At 65.2% G+C, this 18,497-nt stretch carries 16 protein-coding genes, 1 pseudogene and 1 riboswitch; of the genes and pseudogenes, 8 read left to right on the top strand and 9 right to left on the bottom strand.

The window, feature by feature from the left end; all coding sequences use genetic code 11:
• Positions 1 to 16 precede the first annotated feature (16 nt).
• Both HAP54_RS08410 and HAP54_RS08415 read left to right on the top strand, forming a co-directional pair.
• Positions 17 to 484 (top strand): peroxiredoxin family protein, encoded by a 468-nt coding sequence (locus HAP54_RS08410; RefSeq protein ID WP_166299365.1) that lies wholly within the window; start codon positions 17 to 19, stop codon positions 482 to 484.
• 117 nt (positions 485 to 601) lie between these two features.
• A complete protein-coding gene (locus tag HAP54_RS08415; RefSeq protein WP_166299366.1) occupies positions 602 to 2,083 on the top strand; it encodes an aldehyde dehydrogenase in 1,482 nt (493 codons plus the stop codon).
• Positions 2,084 to 2,158: 75 nt separating this feature from the next.
• On the opposite strand, the gene HAP54_RS08420 is transcribed toward HAP54_RS08415, so the two are convergent.
• Together HAP54_RS08420 and HAP54_RS08425 are read right to left on the bottom strand one after the other, a co-directional pair.
• Entirely contained in the window at positions 2,159 to 2,914 is a 756-nt protein-coding gene (locus tag HAP54_RS08420) for an SDR family NAD(P)-dependent oxidoreductase (RefSeq protein WP_166299367.1), read from the bottom strand.
• Positions 2,915 to 3,056: 142 nt separating this feature from the next.
• Positions 3,057 to 3,854, bottom strand: a complete 798-nt coding sequence (locus HAP54_RS08425) for an enoyl-CoA hydratase/isomerase family protein (RefSeq protein ID WP_166299368.1) — start codon at positions 3,852 to 3,854, stop codon at positions 3,057 to 3,059.
• Between the two features lie 429 nt (positions 3,855 to 4,283).
• On the opposite strand from HAP54_RS08425, the gene HAP54_RS08430 reads away from it, so the two are divergent.
• The 3 genes from HAP54_RS08430 (at position 4,284) to glyA (ending at position 6,613) form a co-directional block, all read left to right on the top strand.
• Positions 4,284 to 4,940, top strand: coding sequence for a hypothetical protein (locus HAP54_RS08430; protein ID WP_166299369.1), 657 nt, complete (start codon positions 4,284 to 4,286; stop codon positions 4,938 to 4,940).
• Positions 4,941 to 5,045: 105 nt separating this feature from the next.
• Complete coding sequence (locus HAP54_RS08435) at positions 5,046 to 5,180, top strand: hypothetical protein (RefSeq protein ID WP_339156834.1); 135 nt, start codon at positions 5,046 to 5,048, stop codon at positions 5,178 to 5,180.
• A 33-nt stretch (positions 5,181 to 5,213) separates the two neighbouring features.
• A riboswitch (ZMP/ZTP riboswitch) is annotated at positions 5,214 to 5,298 on the top strand.
• Between the two features lie 34 nt (positions 5,299 to 5,332).
• Positions 5,333 to 6,613: a serine hydroxymethyltransferase gene (gene glyA, locus HAP54_RS08440; RefSeq protein ID WP_166299370.1), complete on the top strand. Its 1,281-nt coding sequence runs from the start codon at positions 5,333 to 5,335 to the stop codon at positions 6,611 to 6,613.
• A gap of 122 nt (positions 6,614 to 6,735) precedes the next feature.
• On the opposite strand, the gene HAP54_RS08445 is transcribed toward glyA, so the two are convergent.
• The 6 genes from HAP54_RS08445 to ftsE form a co-directional block, all read right to left on the bottom strand.
• Positions 6,736 to 8,568: a PQQ-binding-like beta-propeller repeat protein gene (locus tag HAP54_RS08445; RefSeq protein ID WP_166299371.1), complete on the bottom strand. Its 1,833-nt coding sequence runs from the start codon at positions 8,566 to 8,568 to the stop codon at positions 6,736 to 6,738.
• A 230-nt stretch (positions 8,569 to 8,798) separates the two neighbouring features.
• The gene (locus HAP54_RS08450; RefSeq protein ID WP_166299372.1) at positions 8,799 to 10,412 is read right to left on the bottom strand and encodes a hypothetical protein; all 1,614 of its coding nucleotides are present in this window, start codon (positions 10,410 to 10,412) and stop codon (positions 8,799 to 8,801) included.
• 240 nt (positions 10,413 to 10,652) lie between these two features.
• Positions 10,653 to 11,414 (bottom strand): lysophospholipid acyltransferase family protein, encoded by a 762-nt coding sequence (locus HAP54_RS08455; protein WP_166299373.1) that lies wholly within the window; start codon positions 11,412 to 11,414, stop codon positions 10,653 to 10,655.
• 94 nt (positions 11,415 to 11,508) lie between these two features.
• Complete coding sequence (locus HAP54_RS08460; RefSeq protein WP_166299374.1) at positions 11,509 to 12,219, bottom strand: YdcF family protein; 711 nt, start codon at positions 12,217 to 12,219, stop codon at positions 11,509 to 11,511.
• Between the two features lie 162 nt (positions 12,220 to 12,381).
• Positions 12,382 to 13,353 carry a cell division protein FtsX gene (locus tag HAP54_RS08465; protein ID WP_166299375.1) on the bottom strand — a complete coding sequence of 324 codons (972 nt, stop codon included), beginning with the start codon at positions 13,351 to 13,353 and terminating at the stop codon, positions 12,382 to 12,384.
• Positions 13,346 to 14,005, bottom strand: coding sequence for a cell division ATP-binding protein FtsE (gene ftsE / locus HAP54_RS08470; protein ID WP_029079730.1), 660 nt, complete (start codon positions 14,003 to 14,005; stop codon positions 13,346 to 13,348). Before ftsE ends, HAP54_RS08465 begins: the two co-directional genes overlap by 8 nt.
• 160 nt (positions 14,006 to 14,165) lie before the next feature.
• On the opposite strand from ftsE, the pseudogene HAP54_RS52435 reads away from it, so the two are divergent.
• The 3 genes and pseudogenes from HAP54_RS52435 to HAP54_RS08480 form a co-directional block, all read left to right on the top strand.
• Positions 14,166 to 14,225 (top strand): annotated as a pseudogene (locus tag HAP54_RS52435) (MJ0042-type zinc finger domain-containing protein); the annotation flags it as partial.
• 346 nt (positions 14,226 to 14,571) lie between these two features.
• Positions 14,572 to 15,021, top strand: coding sequence for a hypothetical protein (locus HAP54_RS52440; protein ID WP_414646187.1), 450 nt, complete (start codon positions 14,572 to 14,574; stop codon positions 15,019 to 15,021).
• A gap of 37 nt (positions 15,022 to 15,058) precedes the next feature.
• Entirely contained in the window at positions 15,059 to 15,436 is a 378-nt protein-coding gene (locus HAP54_RS08480; protein ID WP_166299376.1) for a response regulator, read from the top strand.
• 341 nt (positions 15,437 to 15,777) lie between these two features.
• On the opposite strand, the gene HAP54_RS08485 is transcribed toward HAP54_RS08480, so the two are convergent.
• Entirely contained in the window at positions 15,778 to 18,390 is a 2,613-nt protein-coding gene (locus HAP54_RS08485; protein WP_175619392.1) for a TIGR02302 family protein, read from the bottom strand.
• Positions 18,391 to 18,497: the final 107 nt, after the last annotated feature.

Genomic DNA, 18,497 nt, shown 5'->3' on the forward strand with positions numbered 1-18,497 from the left:
CGCAAGGAACCGATCTGTGACTCCAGCACCGGAAATCGCCGTGTCGCGCTGGTTCAACACCGGCGAACCCCTGACCCTGGCGGCGCTGCGCGGCCGCCCGGTTCTGCTGCACGCCTTCCAGATGCTGTGCCCCGGCTGCGTCGCCCACGGCACGCCGCAGACCCAGCGCGCGTTCGAGCTGTTCAAGCATTCCGACCTGCAGGTGATCGGGCTGCACACCGTGTTCGAGCATCACGCGGCGATGACGGAGGTCGCGCTGGAAGCCTTCATCCACGAATACCGGCTGACCTTTCCGATCGGCGTCGACAAGGCCGGCGACGGCACGCCGATCCCCGTCACCATGCAGCGCTACGGCATGCAGGGAACGCCGACCAGCATCCTGATCGGCCGCGACGGCAACATCGTGCATCACGGCTTTGGGCAGCAGAGCGACATGGCGCTCGGCGCGATCATCGCAGCCGAGCTCGCCGCGCCGCGCGGTTGACGCCCCTGCCCGGCTGCAACCTAGGCGCAGCCCTTGCACGCGGCAGCGTTGTGACGGCGTCGCGAAATGCGTGATACCGTTGCGCCAACCAGAACCGTCGCCCTGCGGGAGGATCTCATGAAGACCTATCAGCTCTATATCAATGGCCAGTATGTCGACCCCGCCAATGGCGAATGGTTCGACACCATCGATCCCTATCGCGGCGAGGCCTGGGCGAAGATCCCGCGCGGCTCGGCCGCCGATGCCGACAAGGCGGTGAAGGCCGCCAACGAGGCGATGTGGCGCGGCCCGTGGGCGAAGATGACCGCGTCGGCGCGCGGCAAGGTGATGCGCAAGCTCGGCGACCTCGTCGCCGCCAACGCGGAACGTCTCGCCGAGATCGAGGTGCGCGACAACGGCAAGCTGATGGCCGAGATGCTCGGCCAGCTGCGCTACCATCCGGAATGGTGGTGGTACTTCGGCGGCCTCGTCGACAAGCTCGAGGGCGGCCTGGTGCCGATCGACAAGGCGGATACCTTCGCCTACACGACGCATGAACCGGTCGGCGTCGTCGCGGCACTCACCGCCTGGAACTCGCCGCTGCTGTTCGTCGCCTGGAAATGCGCCGCCGCGCTCGCCGCCGGCTGCGCCGTGGTGGTCAAGCCCTCGGAATTCACCTCGGCCAGCACGCTGGAGTTCGCGGCGCTGACGAAAGAGGCCGGAATTCCCGACGGCATCTTCAATGTGGTGACCGGCTTCGGGCCCGAGGCCGGCGCCGCGCTGATCTCGCATCCCGGCGTCGCAAAAATCACCTTCACCGGATCGGATACGACCGGCGCAAGAGTCTATGAGACTGCCGCCAAGAGCCTGAAGCGCGTCTCGCTCGAGCTCGGCGGCAAGTCGCCCAACATCGTGTTCGAGGATGCCGACCTCACGGCGGCTGCGGCCGGCGCGATCTCCGGCATCTTCGCCGCGACCGGCCAGACCTGCATCGCAGGCTCCCGCCTCCTGGTGCAGAGCTCGATCAAGGAGAAGTTCGTCGCGCGCGTGCTGGAGCTGGCGAAATCGGCCAAGATCGGCGATCCCATGAAATCCGACACCAATGTCGGCCCGATCACGACGCCGGCGCAATACAAGAAGGTGCTCGACTATATCGATATCGCCAAGGCCGAGGGCGCGCGCTGCCTGCTCGGCGGCAGGCCGGCCACAGGCGAGGGCATCCAGGGCGGCCAGTTCGTCGAGCCGACGATTTTCACCGATGTCGACAACACCATGCGGATCGCCCGCGAGGAGGTGTTCGGGCCGGTGCTGTCGATCATCTCGTTCGACACCGAGGAAGACGCCATCCGGATCGCCAACGACACGATCTACGGCCTTGCCGCCGGCATCTGGACCAAGGATCTCGCCCGCGCCATTCGCGTGCCGAAGCAGCTGCGCGCCGGCACCGTGTGGGTGAACACCTACCGCGCCATCAGCTACATGATGCCGTTCGGCGGCATGAAGTTCTCCGGCGTCGGCCGCGAGAGCGGCATCGACGCGGTGCGCGAATATCAGGAGACCAAGAGCGTCTGGATCTCGACCGCGACGGACGTGCCGGCCAATCCATTCGTGATGCGGTGAGCGCGCGTTTTCTCGCTTCGGTTCACCTCTCCCATCGGGGGTGAACCGAGTCGCAGTCCGAACACCTCAGGAAAGCTAATGCATAGCCATCGGATTTCCGCCGTCCACGACAATCGTTTGTCCCGTCACGCTGTCCATTCGGCAATAAGCCACCACGAGCTGGGCAATGTCATCGACGCTTCCGGTTCGTCCAAGCACTGACTGGGCGCGCGCCATCTGCCGCATTGCTTCGGGCACGCGCTCGGCCATGCGCGTTCCTTCGACCAAGCCGGGGGCGACACAGTTGACGGTCACTTCGGGCGACAATGTAACTGCCAGGCAATGCGTAAGATGGATCAATGCCGCCTTGCTGACCGCGTAAGCGATACTGCTGCCACCTGGTGCAACCCCGGCAATTGACGCGATATTGACAATGCGACCTGCCTTGTGCCGCCGAAGTTCAGAGGCAAAACCCCGTGCGAGCAGAAATGGTCCGCGAAGATTCGTTTCAAGAATCCGATCCCAGATCTCCGGCGTTAGCGCGTCGAGCTCCTTGAACGGGATGCCGACGTTCCACGCGGCGTTGTTGATCAGGATATCGATCCGGCCAAAATGGCCGGCCAAGGCTTTGACGCACGCATCGATCGATTGAGGATCCCGCTGATCAAGCTGCACCGCCTGGCTGCGCCGGCCAGGCATCCGCAGCGCCTCGACCAATTCACCCGCGCGCGCCGCTTCCGCTACGTAGGAAACGGCAACGTCCGCACCGGCGGCGGCGAGAGCCTTGGCAATCGCCTCTCCAATTCCACCCGACCCGCCGGTGACCAATGCGACTTTTCCGTTGAGGTCCATAGCTTCCCCTCGTTCACACGAACGGCAACACTCAGGGTCAAAGATACACGTTTCAACGGAGCCGGCAAAATTGCGCCTGAATGTCATTGTGCGGCATCACCTTGCCGCCCGTGCTCGGCAATGCAAGCATCGGGTTGGTGGCCTAGGCGGGTAGCGGCCAGGTCACGTCCCTGCCCTTCAGTTCCTTGTAGCGTCGGGTGTGGGCGCGAATGCTTCCGAGATCCGACATGCCGCGCGACAGCAGGTCCCGGTCGAGCCGCGCGGCGGCATCGATCGCCGTCATTGTGGTCGCCTGCAGCGCGCGCTTCGAGAACGCGTAGGCCATGTAGCAATCCGGCGGCACCGACGCCGCCCAAGCGACGGCCGCATCGAGCAACTTGTCCGGCGCGACTGTCTGCTGGACGACGCCCAGTCGCGTCGCCGCGGCGAGATCGTAAACCTGACCAAACAGCGTCAGTTCGAAAGCCGATCGCGGACCGATCGCATGCTTGATGATCTCGCAGTAGACAGCCGGCATCGGAATGCCGATGGGGACCTCGTTCAGCGCGAACTGCAGCGGACCTTCGCTGGCGACCCGGTGATCGCAATCGATCGCGGTGATGAATCCACCTGCATAGGCATGGCCGTTGATCGCAGCCACCGTCGGCCTCGGATACGTGAAGAGACGGAGGTTCGTCGCGCGATATTCTTCGAACCAGGCATCGATCTCCTTGATCGATTGGCTCGCGAACAACGGGAAATGATGGTCGAGGTCGAGGCCCGCCGTGAACACCGCGCCCGATCCGGTCAACACGACGGCGCAATCGGCGAACTCGGATTCCAGGCGATCGAACGCCGCGTGTAGGTCGGCGAAGAAAGCCGGATTCTGCGCATTGACCTTGTTGGTGTTCATTGTCACTACGGCAACGTGCGGGTGCTTGCGTTCAATGATCCAGGGCATCGGTCATCCTATGGTTGCGAAAGATCAGGCAAGCTTGAACAGACGCCGCGCGTTGTCGGTCAAGAATGCCGAACGGGCGTCGACGCCGAGTTGGAGGTCGTCGAGACCGGCGAGGCACTCACCTGCGGGCCAGAAGGGATGGTTGGACCCGAAGAGAACCCGATGCCTTTTGTTGCCGCGCATATACCCGACGAGATCGGACGGGTAGCGGCTGACCTTGTAGGCCGATGTGTCTGAAGCCGTCTCTCTTCACGCGCAGCCTCAACTCTCGTACGATCGCCGGTACTATCCTCTGTTCGCGGAGTGCTGCGAACTCGACATCCCGTTCTGCACGCAGGTCGGACACGCGGGGCCTCTGCGCGAATCCGAACCGGGGCGTCCCATTCCCTATCTCGATCGATCCATCGTCAGACGCGGGCAGCTCAGAATGTGATCATCGACGCCTGGATGCAGCATCCGAATCCCGCCTGGATCGGGGATCCGATATTCGAGTCGTTGCGTCGGTGGAGACCCGGCAAATGGTCGGAAACGGCGCCTCCTATCGGAGACTCGCTTGCCGAGATGGATCGTGCAGGCGTTTCTATGGGCATGCTCTGTGGCTGGCACGGTCCGGGCGGGCCGATGATCAGTAACGACGAGGTCGCCCAACACTGCCAGGCTCACCCTGACCGCTTCGTCGGAATCGCTTCGGTCGATCTCTTCCGCCCGATGGACGATCCAACCGAAGAACGCCCTTCCTTTTCTTCTGCAATTGAGGCTCGGCTCGTTGAAGACCACTTTGCCGGCCGAATCGCCTTCCCGGAATACGAAGGCAAGCTCCTTGAGCGGGGAAGCGAACGATATCCGGCTTTCCGTCAGCCGGCCCCGGTCTTTCAGGATATAGATCGAGTCTACAAAGGCGGCCTGATCGTCGCGCGGTGCGAATTCAGCGTAGAACGAGGGATGGGCGAAGACGCTGTCTTCGCCTTTATCCGTTTTGATTGGAGCAACGGTCATCAGTTCTCGCCGCTTGATCGGCAATTGCTTGGTTCGCTGTTGAATGCACTTACGGCTGATCCATCATACACATCCGTTGCGGCAGTTTAAACGCAAAGCCGCCGGCGTAGAAGGTGGCCCATTGGTTCGCGGTGAAGCTCGCATCAGTCTCAGGCCGGCTCTTCTGACAAGCAGCCGCTCGCCGGCACCGTGCGGGTGAACACCTCGCGCGCCTTCAGCTACATGATGCCGTTCGGCGGCATGATGTTTCCGGCGTCGACCGCGAAAGCGGCATCGCCCTTATCCGCGGTCATTGAACTGGTCGTTGCGAAAGGTCCGCAGGTCGGCTAAATTCTCCCTCACGAAGAGTCTCCGTGCTCATTCGTCCTTTCGCGCGACTGGCGAGCCAACGTGGAATTGACCACGGTGAAGCGCGAAGGGTTCAACGCCGATCGCCTGGGCAACCCATCTGCTGGAAAAACAGCGTGTTGAGGAGCCCGAGCATGCCGTCGTTTCGCAACGAACTGTCCATCAACGATCAAGAGATCGCCGCCGCCCTTGCGGGCGAAGAGCGCCGTCAACAGGACGGCGTCGAACTGATTCCGTCCGAGAACTACACCTACCCGGAGGTGCTCGAACTGCTCGGCTCGGTCTTCACCAATAAATATTCGGAAGGGTATCCGGGACGCCTATACTACGGCGGCCAGCAGTATACGGACAACATCGAGAACCTCGCGCGGCAGCGGGCCTGCTCGCTGTTTCGTGCCGAGCACGCCAACGTTCAGCCGCTTTCCGGATCACCGATGAATCAGGCCGTCTATCTCGGCCTGTTGAATCCCGGCGACACCATTCTCGCCATGGACCTGTCCCATGGCGGTCATCTCACCCACGGCGCGCCGGTGTCCCACATGGGCCGCTTGTTCAACTTCATTCGCTACAAGACGGCGCCGTCAAACGGCGGCGCGATCGATTTCGACGCATTGCGCGCGATGGCGCGTGAAGCGCGCCCGAAGATGGTGTTGTGCGGCGACAGCTCCTATCCGCGCGACCTGGACTATGCGGCATTCAAGAGCATTGCCGACGAAGTCGGCGCGCTCACGATGGCCGACGTCAGCCATTATGGCGGACTGGTTGCCGCTGACGTGATGCGCAATCCGCTCGATGCCGGCTTCGACGTCATGACGACGACATCCCACAAGTCGCTGCGCGGCCCCCGCGGCGGGATCATCCTGTGCCGGAAGGAGCATGCCGGCCGGATCGATGCTTCGGTCTTTCCCGGTTTGCAGGGCGGACCTCACATGAACGTCGTGGCCGGGATTGCCGTGACGCTCAAGCAGGCGGCGACCGCGGATTTCCAGGCTTACGCGCGGCAGGTCTTGCGCAACGCGAAAGTGCTTGCCGGCGCGCTGATGGAGCGCGGGATGAAGCTGGTCACCGACGGGACGGACAATCACATGATGGTCGTCGATACGGCAGCATCGGTCGGACTGGACGGGCGAGCGGCCGAGGACGTGCTCGATGCCATCGCCATCACCACCAACAAGCAGATCATTCCGGACGATCCGCGCCCGCCGCTCAGGCCGAGCGGTGTTCGCCTTGGGACGCCGGCGGCGACCACGCGCGGCATGGGAGAAGCCGAAATGCATCGTATCGGCGGGTTCATTGCGGCGGCGCTTCAGGCGAACGGAGACGATACGGTCGTCGCGCGCCTCAGGTCGGAATGCACCGAGATGTGCCGGGCTTTTCCTGTTCCAGGCGTGGTGTCCGCCTCCGGACCGAACTGATCGGCGGCACACCGGCAACCGCAACCTGGCGCGCAGACATGCCGAACGGAGTTTGGCGCCGCCGGTGCGCATCCCGCATCAAGTGCGGGACAGGCTTCGCTCGAAAACGCTCTATGCGCTCGTCAGGGATTGCCGACCTCGAAGGCCAGCAGAACATTGCCGGGCAATCCGCTCCACTGCGCGTAGCCGGAATTGACGTACAGCATGTGATCCACAACGATCGGGCCGGGTCCGTCCATGGCACCGCCACGGGCCGAGACGCCATTCACCGTGGTGTAGTCGCGGGCCGTGTCGATCTCCCAGAGCAGCCGAGCGTCGTCGGTCGCATAGGCGCGCAAGAAGCCGCTCACGCCACCTGAGAACACGACGCCGGGAATGACGGTGATCGCGGCCGACAGCGCCGGACTGCACTGGGGGCGGTCGCCGCAGGCGACCGGCGCCACCTGCATCGTGATCTTCCCGGTCACAAGATCCAGCCCGAACAGGCCGCCGCCTTCGCTTGAGTTCAGACGCCTCGTGCCGTCCCTTAGAAACCGCACGTCCGAATTGGCGACGTAGATCCGGTCCTGGTCCGCAGCCGAGCCCCACTCGGTCCCGCCCAACGGGCCGCCCTGGCCGATCCGCGTCTGCCACAGGATCTTGCCGTCATGATCGGGATCCAGTGCATGGACCACGCCGGATTTCTGGCCGATCACCAGCGCGCGTTGTCCGTTGCGCAAGCTCACCAGGATGGGCGATTGGCCGAAGTCATGATCGGGTCCGCGGCTGTCAGGACAGTTCGACTGGTCGGCGCCGAAACACGCAACGACGAAGCTGTCCCTGGGCGTGGCCTGCTGATGCCAAAGCATCCGGCCGGTCGCCAGATCGAACGTGAGGACGGCATCGCTGGTGTCGGTCGCCGGATCGGCATAGCTGTTCGACGTCGCGACGTAGAGCGCCTGGCGCTGCACGTCGATCGTCGGCGCGGACCAGACCGACGCTCCGGCCGGACCAAACAGCTGGGTGCCGATGGCGTTGGTCTTGGTCGGATGCGGCGCTTCAGGGATGGTGTAGCTCTTCCAGATCTGCGCGCCGGTCTCGGCCTTCAGTGCAACGACGCTGCCGCGAAACGTGCAGCATTGGTAGGTCGGCCGCGACCCCGTGGCCTCCTCGATCGAGGAAACCCCGACATAGACGACGCCGGAATGGAAGACGGGCGCGCCGGTGATCCGGGCGGCCAGATGATCGTCGGCCCTGCTCTTCCAGATCAGCGCGCCGGTCACAGCATTCACGGCGTAGACGTTGGCGAACAGATCGCCAAAGAAGATGGCGGGCTGGCCGTTGTCCAGCGAGGCAAAACTGATCGCGGTCCGGACCGCCGCCTCGGTCGGAAACACCCATCGGGTGCATCCGCTTTTGGCGTCGAGGGCGTGCACCTTGCGGTCGCCGCCGCCGACAAACAGCAGACCGCCGACGACGGTCGGCTGAGCGAAGGCGGTGGACGTGTTCGGGAATCCGAACGCCCATTTCAGACGTAACCGGGGGACTTCATCTGATGTGAGGCCGGCCGTTGCCGCCGGCTGAAACCGGCTGTTGTTGAGATCCGCGCCCCAACCATTCCACCCTGGCCCATCGGTCGGCTGCGGAAAGCCGGCCTCGCTCGGCGCGCATTGGCCCGCATTCTCGGTCGACGCATGCGACGCGGCCTTGCCGGTGACGAGCGAGGTGACCGCCGCGCGCTCGTCACCGGTCAGCCCCTGCGCGAAGGATGCCATCGCGCCCGTGGTGATCGCACCCACAACCTCGTCGAACGATTTTGCCTGCAGCGCGGCGCGGCTCGGCACGCGACTATCCGCGTTGCCGCTGTCGTGGCACTGCGCGCAGCGTTGCGCGTAGAGCGCGGCGGCGCGTTGCTGCGCTGTCGCCGGGAGGCAAGACCAGATCAGGATGACGGCCGTCGCAGCAACCAGTTTCATCGTCGTTCACCAGCGTTGCTGTTGATGACAAGAACGATGGCAGCCTAGCAGAACCCGGATGGTTGCCAATCCCGCCCGACGACACCAACAGATCCCGTGGTGCAGGCAGCCAAGACGTGGATGCCCGGGAAAAGCCCGGGCATGACGGTTTGTGAGACGCGCGGGTGAAGCCGGCCGCGCGTCACCCGCCTTGCACACGGAGCCAGCAAAGCTCCGGTCACTGCGGACGATCAGTGACCCGCCGCGATCCTGGTTGGACCGCAGACATCGTCCTGCGGATTCTTGCCGTCGTCATTGCCGCGGCCATGGTCCTTCATCCGGCCATGATCGCCATCGCAATTGACGGGAGCGAACGACACACCGCGATAGACCATGCCGAAGGCCGGCGGCACGACGACATCGAAGGCCTCATTCGCCGGAAGCGCCGTCGCCGCCACCTTGTCCGTGATGGCGACCACCAGATTCGGATCGGCCCCGGGCTCGACCGAATTGCTCACCGTCGACGTCACGGCGAAGATCGTCGCCGTGCCGTTGCGGTTCACGCGGCCCGTGATGTTGCGCAGGCCGCCCGTCGCCGGGTCGGTCGGATATCCCTTCACATGATAGGCCGTGCCGAGGTTCAGCCCCTTCTGCAGCGTGTAAGCAAGGCTCCAGCTGCCGTTCGCATAGACCCATTTCTGAAGGCCCGCCGTCGGCGACGTTGCCGCGTCGGCCAGGTTGCCGTCGCCCTCCTGGGTGACATAAAGCGTCGTCGCATTGGCAAACCAGATGCCGAAGGGATAGAAGCCGTTCGCGCCGGAGTTCACCGCGGGATTGCTCGGGAAACCCGGAAGAATGCTGAACGCCGTCGCGGCGGCCGTATCCCGGGTCGGGAGAACTCCCGGCGCGCCGACCTGATAGACCGTGTTGATGCCGTTGCTTCCGCTGCCCTTGGTTTCGTAGAGCGTGTTGTCAGAGATCGCGAGGCCGCGGAAATTGTCGTCCTTGCCGGACTTGTCCGCGGCAAAGCCTAGCTGGCCGACGGAGAAGCCGAACTGAAAGCCGTTCTTGCTGCCGGGCGTTCCCTGCTGCACGCCAACCACGGTGTCAGAACCATCGCTGCCCGGCGTCGCGAGTTGAACGCCGGTGTCATTGACGATCAGCACCGGCTGGATGCCACTGCCGTTACCGGCATTGCCGACCGTGAAATACTGGTCGGCCTGGGTGCCGTTGACCTTGTTGGCGCGGATCGCGCCGCGGCCATTGTCGCCGCTGTAAACGTTGACCTTGGTCCGGTGCAGTGATCCGTCAAAACCGAGCTCCGCCACCACGCGTGCATGCACGCTGGTGTCCGGATTGGTGGGATCGACATGATTGGGCGAATTGGAGTTGGAGACGTCCAGCTCGTTCACTGCAGCGTCGTAGCCCATGAATGTCACGGCCTTGCCGTCGGGCGACAGGTGAAGCGACAATTCGGACTTGGAGCTGAAGCTTGTCACCGCCACGTCTGCCGGGACAGTCAGCGCGCCGATTTCGCGAAGGCGACCGCCTTCCAGGTGAAACTTCTTGATCACGACCGGCGCAGTCACGCCGAAGTTCGAATCAACCGCCACATTGTTGAAGACCGTCGGATAGGTGCCGTCAGCCACCGCAATTCCGCCCGTCGGCAGGGTCTGGCCCACGGCGACGGTCGACGGCTTGCCTGCGTAGAGCGCGCCGCTGACGAGCAATTCGTGCGGATTGCCTGCAATCTGGGAAAAGGACGGATGGACTGCGAACAGCACCGGTGAGAGAGCCGTCCCCGCGATCAGGCGCCGGACAATTGCGCGGCCGATTGCTTGTGGTGTGGAGATTGTCTTGAACATCCGAGAGCCCCCCATTTTCTGAAGATCAAATGGATTGCTCATAAGCGGCGGATCGCAACACTGCTGTGACAGATCTCCGACTGTCGCGTTCACGTTTCGGAAAATGTTGACGCGATCCACCGATGGTTGCAGAAGGCGGTTGGCCGGCAATCTTCCGAAACAATAGGGATGGAGATTGAGCGGCCATGCAGCCGTGGGACGACGGCTTCGGGCACGGCGATTTGTGGAAAGGCTTCCGCCCTAACCCTTCGCCTCGCTCGGCACGCCGCCGAACAATTGCGCCTGCTCGGCGCGGCCGGCCTCGACGATCCGGCTGGTGGCGGTCTCGATCTGGTCGCGCAGGCGGGTCATGAACTCGTCGCGCGGCAATCCCGGCGGCAGCGGATCGAGGAATTCGACCACCAGCGTGCCGGGATAGCGCATGAAGGTGCGGCGCGGCCAGAACAGCCCGGAATTGAGCGCGACCGGCAGGCACGGCACGCCGCTCTCGGCATAGATCTGCGCGACGCCGGCCTTGTAGTTCGGCACAGCCCCAGGCGCGGTGCGCGTGCCCTCCGGGAAGATCACGAGCTGACGGCCGAGCTTCACCTCGGCCGCCGCGCGCTTCAGCGTCTTGATCAGTGAGCGCGGGCCGCCGCCACGCTCGACCGAGATCATGCCGACCTTCTTGAGGTACCAGCCGAACACCGGGATCATCATCAGCTCGCGCTTGAGGATGAACAACGGATGGTCGAAGAAGCGCACCAGCGCAAAGGTCTCCCAGAACGACTGGTGCTTCGAGGCGATCACCAGTGGTCCCTTCGGAATCTTCTCGACGCCGCGAAACTCGATCTTGATGTTGCAGACCACGCGCATCAGGAACAGGCTGATGCTGGCCCAGGCGGCTTCGAGTGCCATCATCGCGCCGCGCGGCAGCAGCAGCGCCGGCAGCGCGATGATGCAGAGCACCACCAGCACCAGATAGAACAGCACGTTGAAGATCAGCGAGCGCAGGAAGATCATTTCAGTCCTTGTTTGAGCATGATCTCCGCGCAAACGCGTTCCGCGTTTGTCGCGAGGGAAAACCGCTCCGCACTTTTCCGGATCATGCCTAATCCTAATTCGCCTGCGCCGTCGCCGGACGGCGCGGTGCGGCTGCCGGCTCGGCGAGATCGGAAGTCAGGTCGAGGCCGATATCGGCGAGCCGCACCCGGACCTCCGCGGCGACATATTTGGCGTATTCCGATAGCAAGAGACGAAAGGTTCCGCCACTGGTCCACCACGGCTCGTCGCGCCATTTGTCGCCAACGACCGCGAACGGGATCAGCGTGACGTCGGGCATCGCATGTGACAGTTCCACGATCGCGCGCGGCATGTGGTAGTTCGAGGTCACCACGATCAGCGATTTGAAGCCGCGCTCGCGCGCCCAGCGCCGCGTCTCCGCCGCATTGCTGCGGGTGTTGACCGCCGAGCGGTCGAGATCGACGCAGCAGCTCATCAGCCCCCGACTATCGGGCACCGAGCGGGAGATGTCGCCGGCGTCGTTGGTCGGATGCACGCCCGAGATCAACAGCCGCTTGCCGTAGCCCGCGGCGAGCAATTCCATCGCGTCCGACACCCGCGACGAGCCGCCGGTCAGCACCACGATGCCGTCGGCATTGTGCGGCGGGTCGGTCTCGACGCCGCGCAATTGCGAGAGGAAGCCGACAAAGCCCACCGCCGCGGCAACGAAGCCAAGCGCCAGCGGCACGACGATGACGGCGCGCAGCCAGCCGCGCGGAGGCGCGGCATAGCCATTCGGCGACGTATCGTCGGACTGCAAACTCATGTGATGCGGTTACCCTTCCCCCCGGGCGATTTTAATGCATGAACTGGAAAAGTGGAAACCCGGTTTTGCCGTGACGACGGCTGCGCGAATACGCGCGGGATCACACTCTGGCGGCGAAATGCGATCACGCGACTGACCTCATGGTTGCGCTGTCGTGCGCCGTCAATCGATGTCGTCGAGCGTGGCAAACAATGTGCGCCGCGACGCCCAGGCGGTGATCGCCGCGATCAGCACCGCCTGCATCGCCAGCACCAGATAGCCCGATGGGCGCAGCGAGAACGTGCCGAGCAGAGCCGCGAACTGGTCGCCTACCGGCGTGCCGGAAAACCAGTTGGCAATCGACTCGGAGAAGCCGAACGCCAGCATCGCCGCGCCGCCGCCGATCAGCCCGCCTTCAAGGCCGAGCCGGAGGAAATGCCGCAGGAAGCGGTTGGCGATGTAGCTGTCGCCGGCGCCGACGAAATGCAACACCTCGACGATCGGACGGTTGGATGCCATCGCGCCGCGGGTCGCAAACGACACCGAGATGATGGTGGCGATGATCACGAGGATGAGGATGCCGACGCCGGCAAACACGGTGGCGCCGGTCATCGAGCGCATGCGCTCGATCCAGGCGCGATGATCGTCGACGCTTGCGGTCGGCGCCACCTGCGTCACCCGCGCGCGCAGCGCGGCGAGATCGAGCGTGGTGCCGGGCTGCACCCGCGCCACGATGACGCGCGGCACCGGCAGCTCCTCGATCGAGAGCCCGCTGCCGAGCCACGGCTCCAGCAGCTTGGCGGATTCCTCCTTGCTGAACGGCCGGACCTCGAGAATGCCGGACTGCGCCCGCATCGCATCCGCAGCCGCCTGCGCGTCGCGATCGAGGTCGCGGCCCGGTGAGGGGCGCACCTGGATGGTGATCTCGCTCGACACTTCGGACTGCCATTCGGCCGCGGACGCACTGACGAGCAGCACGGTGCCGGTCGTCAGCGAGGCGAGGAAGGTCATGATCGCGACCACCGCGACCAGCGCGCGGCCCGAGATCGAGGCGCGCGGCACGATCGGCGACATGTTGCGCGCCGTGGCCGGGACCTGCGGGCGCTCGCGCCCGAGATCGACCAACGACACTTTCTCGTCGCCGCTCCTATTCATAGATGTGCAGCCGTCCCTGATGCAGCACCAGCCGCCGCGCCTCGTATTGATCCATCAGCGTGATGTCGTGGGTCGCGATGATAACAGCGGTGCCCGATTTGTTGAGCTCGATGAACAGCCGCAACAGGCGGCGCCCGAGCGTCGGATCGACGCTGCCGGTCGGCTCGTCCGCCAGCAGCAATTGCGGCCGCGAGATCACCGCGCGCGCGATCGCCGCGCGCTGCTTCTCGCCGCCCGACAGGATCGGCGGCAGCGCATCCATGCGCTCGCCGAGGCCGACCCATTTCAGGAGGTCGATCACCTCGCGGCGATAGCTCGATTCGTCGCGGCCCATCACCCGGAACGGCAGCGCGACATTCTCGTAGGTCGTCATATGGTCGAGCAGGCGGAAATCCTGCAGTACGATGCCGATCCGTTTGCGCAGGTCGGCGACCTGGTCCTTGCTCAGCAGGGAGACGTCCTTGCCGAACAGATTGACCAGCCCGCGGGTCGGCCGCAGCGACAGGAACAACAGCCGCAGCAGCGAGGTCTTGCCGGCGCCGGACGGGCCGGTCAGGAACTGGAACGAATGCGCCGGGATCATGAACGACAGGTCGCGCAAAATCTCCGGGCCGAGCCCGTAGCGCAAACCGACATTTTCGAACCGAACCAATGCGCTAGCTCCGTTCGAGAGGGCCGATGGCCGAATACCCCATACTGCCGGCCGACCGGCCGCGAACCGCACAGAAAGGTTGTGCGTCGGTTATGGTTTCCGATTCGTTAACGGTCGCTCAGTAGCATCCGGGCATACCACACGGTGGAGATTCGGCTCCATGCATATCGTTTGCCCGCATTGTACAACATCCTATGCCATCAATCCGGCCACCCTGGGGGAGGCCGGGCGCAGCGTCCGCTGTTCCCGCTGCCGGGAGGTCTGGCTGGCCCGACCGGAGGACGCCGTCGGAGTGACGGCGCCCGCCTTGGCCCATCAGTCCGCAGGCTCCGATCTCGCCGCCGAATGGACGCGATGGGCCGGGAGGAGGCTGACGAGACCCCGGTGGTCGAAAGTCCCTCGATTTCGGCCGATTTGCCCACCGAGGGGAACGAGTGGCCGGCGGTTGCCGCAGCGGATGCCGCAGCCCATGCCGACGGCCAGGAGGCGAGCGGAACCCGGCGCCGCTTCCGCTTGCCGCGGCTTCCACGCCTGTTCCGGCTGCCCACCTGCCCCGAATTCCCTTCATGCCGGTGATCGGCGCCCTGCCGACCACCTGCGGCGCCATGGCCGCGCTGATCATCGCGCTGTTCGTCTGGCGCAACGACGTGGTGCGGCTGCTGCCGCAGACCGCCCTGTTCTACAAGATGGTTGGGCTCGACGTGAATCTGCGCGGGCTCGCCTTCAAGGACCTCAAGATCACCAACGAGACCGTCGACGGCAAGCCGGTGCTGGTGATCGAGGGCATGATCGTCGGCCAGACCAGGAAGCCGGTCGAATTGCCGCGGCTGCGCTTCTCGGTCCGCGATGCGCAGGGCGCGGAAATCTATGCCTGGAATGCGGTGCTGGAGCAGCCGGTGCTCAATCCCGGCGAGCGCGCCTTCTTCAAGTCGCGCCTCGCCTCGCCGCCGCCCGAAGGCCGCAATATCGACGTACGCTTCTTCAACAAGCATGACCTCACCGGCGGCCGCGCCTGAGCTGCCGGCAAACACTCTCGGAAACCGACCCATCACCATGACGCGTGTTCTGATCGCCGACGACGAAGACTCGATGCGCTCGCTGGTGGCGCGCGCCATCGCCATGGACGGCCACGAGACCGTGACCGCGCAGGACGGCGCCGAGGCGCTGGAGATGCTGACGCGCGATGAAGGCGCGTTCGACCTCCTGCTCACCGATATCCAGATGCCGGTGATGGACGGCATCGCGCTGGCGCTGACCGCGGCGCGCGACTTCCCGGAGCTGAAGATCCTGCTGATGACCGGCTTCGCCCACCAGCGCGAACGCGCCTCCGGCCTCGAGGCGATCGTGCATGATGTGGTGACGAAACCGTTCTCGATCGCCGATATCCGCACTGCGGTAGCGGATGCGCTGGCGGCGCGGAAGGCCAGCTAGCCGTCATTGCCGGGCTTGCCCCGGCAATCCATCTTCAAAAAATGAGTCTTCCGAAGTTGGATGGATGCGCGGGGCCCGGCTACGCCAAGGCTTCGCCGAGGCTTTCGCATGCTGGTTCGCCGGAGCCTCAGCGGAGGCGGCAAGCCCGCGCATGACGAGGATTGTGCGGAGAGCTCTTCGCGTCGTCATTGCGAACGAAGCAACTCGCCTCACATTCTGTGTCATGCCCCGCGAAGGCGGGGCATCCAGTACGCCGCGGCTTCTCGATTCGATCGCTGACGTCTCTGGAATACTGGATCGCCCGGTCGAGCCGGGCGATGACAGTGAAAGGCGCGGAGAGATCAATAATCCTTCAGCAGCCGCTCGATGTAGTCGAGCTCGAGCTGCGGTCGTGACGGATCGGCGAGGCGGCGGCGCAGTTCTTCGAGGATGCGGCGGACGCGCTGGACGTCGATCTCGCCGGGGATCTTCACCGTGTAGTCGTCGCCGAATTCGCGGCCGTGCAGCGGACGGCCGAGCGGATCGGTCTGGTTGCCGCCGCTCTGCTGGCGGCCGGCGCGGTTGCCGGGGCCGTCGCCGGGCTGGTCGCCATCGCCCTGCTGCATGGCGTCGGCAAGGCTCTGCGCGCCCTTGCGCAGCGCATCCAGCGCGCGGCCTTGTGAGTCCACCGCGCCGTCGGCATTGCCCTCGCCGAGCCGGCCGGAGGCATCGCCCATCGCGGAATCGGCCTGGTCGAGCCCGTCGCCGTCATCGCCCTGATCGCCTTGGTCGCCCTGCTGGGCCTGGTCGCCCTTCTGACCCTGGCCCTTCTGGCCGCGCTGATCCGGCCCCATGCCGCGCTTGGCGAGCTCTTCCTGCAGCTTCTTCAGCCGGTCGCGCAGCGCCTGCTGATCCTGCTGCAGGTCGCCCATCGACTGCTCGCCCTGCTTGCCGCGCATGCGGTCGCGGCGGGAATCCTGGCCCTGCTTGAAGGTCTTGTCGCGCAACTGCTGCTGCTTGCGGATCATGTCGCCGAGCTCGTTGAGCGACTGCTGCATGTCGTCGTCGCCCTGATTGGGCTGCGCCATCTGCAGGTTTTCGAGCATCTGCTGCATCAGCTCGAGCAGTTGCCGCGCCGCATCCTTGTCGCCGGAACGCGACAGCCGCTCCATGCGGTCGAGCATGTTCTTGAGATCCTGCTGGCTCAACACCTTGGCATTGGGATCGAGCGGCCGGGCGAGCTGCTGCGGATTGTTGCGGAACTGCTCGGTGAGCTGGCGCAGGAAATTGTCCAGCGCCGCGCGCAGATTGTCGGTGAGCTTCTTGATCTCCTCGTCGGTCGCGCCGCGGTCCAGCGCCTGCTTCAGCGCGTCCTGCGCCGCGCGCAGCGCCTTGTCGACGTCGGAGATGTTGCCGTCCTCGATGGTGACGGCGAGCGCCCACAGGCTGGCCACGACCCCGCGCAGCTGATCGTCGGTGCGTGCCGCCTCGAGCTGGCGGCTGACGGTATGGAGGCCAAGATAATAGCCGGTCTCCGGCATGAACATTTCCGGCGCGATCATCAGCGCCTCGAGCGCGGCGAACACCTGGCCGTTCTGGTTGGCGTCGAGCGCCAGGATGCGGCGCTGCTCGATCAGCGCGCGCGCCAGCGGCTTGGTGAACAGCCGCTCGGGCAGCCGCATGTTGAACGGCTCGCTCTTGCCCTCATTGCCGGCCTCGTCCTTGGCCGTCAGCGTCAGCGTGACGTCGGCGCCGGCATAGGGGTCTTCGCTGAGATCCTTGACGGTCTGGCCGACGCCGTTGCGGGTGCGCGCGTTGGGCAGCACCAGCGCGAATTGCGGCGGCTCGAACAGCGGACGCGGCTGCGCCGCCTTGCCGTCGGCATCCTTAGCAGCATCCTTGGCGCCATCCTTGGGCGCATCGCTTGGCCGCGCCGCGAACTGCGCGCGTGCTTCGCTGACGCCGTAATCGTCCTCGAGCCGGTAGGACATCTGCAGCGAACCGCGCGCCTGCCGCTCCGGATCCTTGGCGAGCGCGATCGACGGCGGGCGGTCCGGCGTCGCGGTGAATTTCCACTGCGGCTGGCCGGCCGGCGCGCGGACATGCGCGGTGCCGTCGGCGGCGATCTTGAAGTGCCGCTCATTGGTGCCCTTGGGCGCCTGCCCGTCCGGCGCGACCTCGGTGAGGCCGCCACCGACGACAACGTCGATGGTGCCGCCGCTGGAGCGCACCAAAAGCGTGCTGCCGGCCGGAACCGCGAGCGGGGCATTGTCGGCCGCGGCGGCGTCCTTGTTGGCGTTCGACAGGATGATCGGCGGCTTGCCGGTGTAGTTCGGCGGCGTCACCCAGGCATCGACCCGGACATTGGGCGGCGCCATGATGCCGTTCCAGTCGAACGCGGAGGCAACCCGCAGGCCGCGCTCGTCGCCGGCGGCGACATAGGTTGCGACCAGCATCACGATGACCAGCGCGCGCAGCGCCCAGGGGTCATGCAGCGAGACGCGCGGCCGCGGCAGCCCGGCGCGGATGCGCTTGATCGAGGCCAGCGTGCGCTCGCGCTGCGCCTGCCACAGCGCCAGCGCGAACGGATCCTTGTTGGTGAGCGTATCGGAGAGCGTGGTCGCCGGGCGATGCGGGATGCCGGCGCCGCGGTCGAGCCGGCTCAGGCCCTCCTCGCGGCTCGGCCAGCGGAAGCGCAGCAGCGGCAACAGCATCGCGAGGGCGGCGATCGCGAACAGGCCGGCGCCGGCGACGCGTGCGACAAACGGCAGCACCAGCCACAGCCCGGCCCAGGACGCGACCAGGAACAGACCCACGACCGTCAGGAACCGCGCCAGATGCGGCCACGACCGTTCCCACGCAATCGCAAATCTTGCCCGCTGCAGCGCCTCGGTCAGTTTCAGCCGCGCGATCGCATCGCTGTCGCGGACGGCGCGTGAGGCGTTGTCGGACGGGTCGATGTTGGCTCCGCTCAATAAAATCTCCGGGGTAGCCGGCAGGTCAGCTTAGCACAGCGGCGGCTTTGAGGCACCCGTTCCGGGGCGTAACCCACACCGGGAAATACGCATAACACGAAGGCGTG

The organism is Bradyrhizobium sp. 2S1 (assembly GCF_011516625.5).
GTDB classification, from domain to species: domain Bacteria; phylum Pseudomonadota; class Alphaproteobacteria; order Rhizobiales; family Xanthobacteraceae; genus Bradyrhizobium; species Bradyrhizobium septentrionale.

Coding starts and splice junctions, on each gene's coding strand:
- HAP54_RS08415 (WP_166299366.1), top strand. CDS start 602: ATGAAGACCTATCAGCTCTATATCAATGGCCAGTATGTCGACCCCGCC.
- HAP54_RS08420 (WP_166299367.1), bottom strand. CDS start 2,914: ATGGACCTCAACGGAAAAGTCGCATTGGTCACCGGCGGGTCGGGTGGA.
- HAP54_RS08425 (WP_166299368.1), bottom strand. CDS start 3,854: ATGCCCTGGATCATTGAACGCAAGCACCCGCACGTTGCCGTAGTGACA.
- glyA (WP_166299370.1), top strand. CDS start 5,333: ATGCCGTCGTTTCGCAACGAACTGTCCATCAACGATCAAGAGATCGCC.
- HAP54_RS08445 (WP_166299371.1), bottom strand. CDS start 8,568: ATGAAACTGGTTGCTGCGACGGCCGTCATCCTGATCTGGTCTTGCCTC.
- HAP54_RS08450 (WP_166299372.1), bottom strand. CDS start 10,412: ATGTTCAAGACAATCTCCACACCACAAGCAATCGGCCGCGCAATTGTC.
- HAP54_RS08455 (WP_166299373.1), bottom strand. CDS start 11,414: ATGATCTTCCTGCGCTCGCTGATCTTCAACGTGCTGTTCTATCTGGTG.
- HAP54_RS08460 (WP_166299374.1), bottom strand. CDS start 12,219: ATGAGTTTGCAGTCCGACGATACGTCGCCGAATGGCTATGCCGCGCCT.
- HAP54_RS08465 (WP_166299375.1), bottom strand. CDS start 13,353: ATGAATAGGAGCGGCGACGAGAAAGTGTCGTTGGTCGATCTCGGGCGC.
- HAP54_RS52440 (WP_414646187.1), top strand. CDS start 14,572: ATGCCGGTGATCGGCGCCCTGCCGACCACCTGCGGCGCCATGGCCGCG.
- HAP54_RS08480 (WP_166299376.1), top strand. CDS start 15,059: ATGACGCGTGTTCTGATCGCCGACGACGAAGACTCGATGCGCTCGCTG.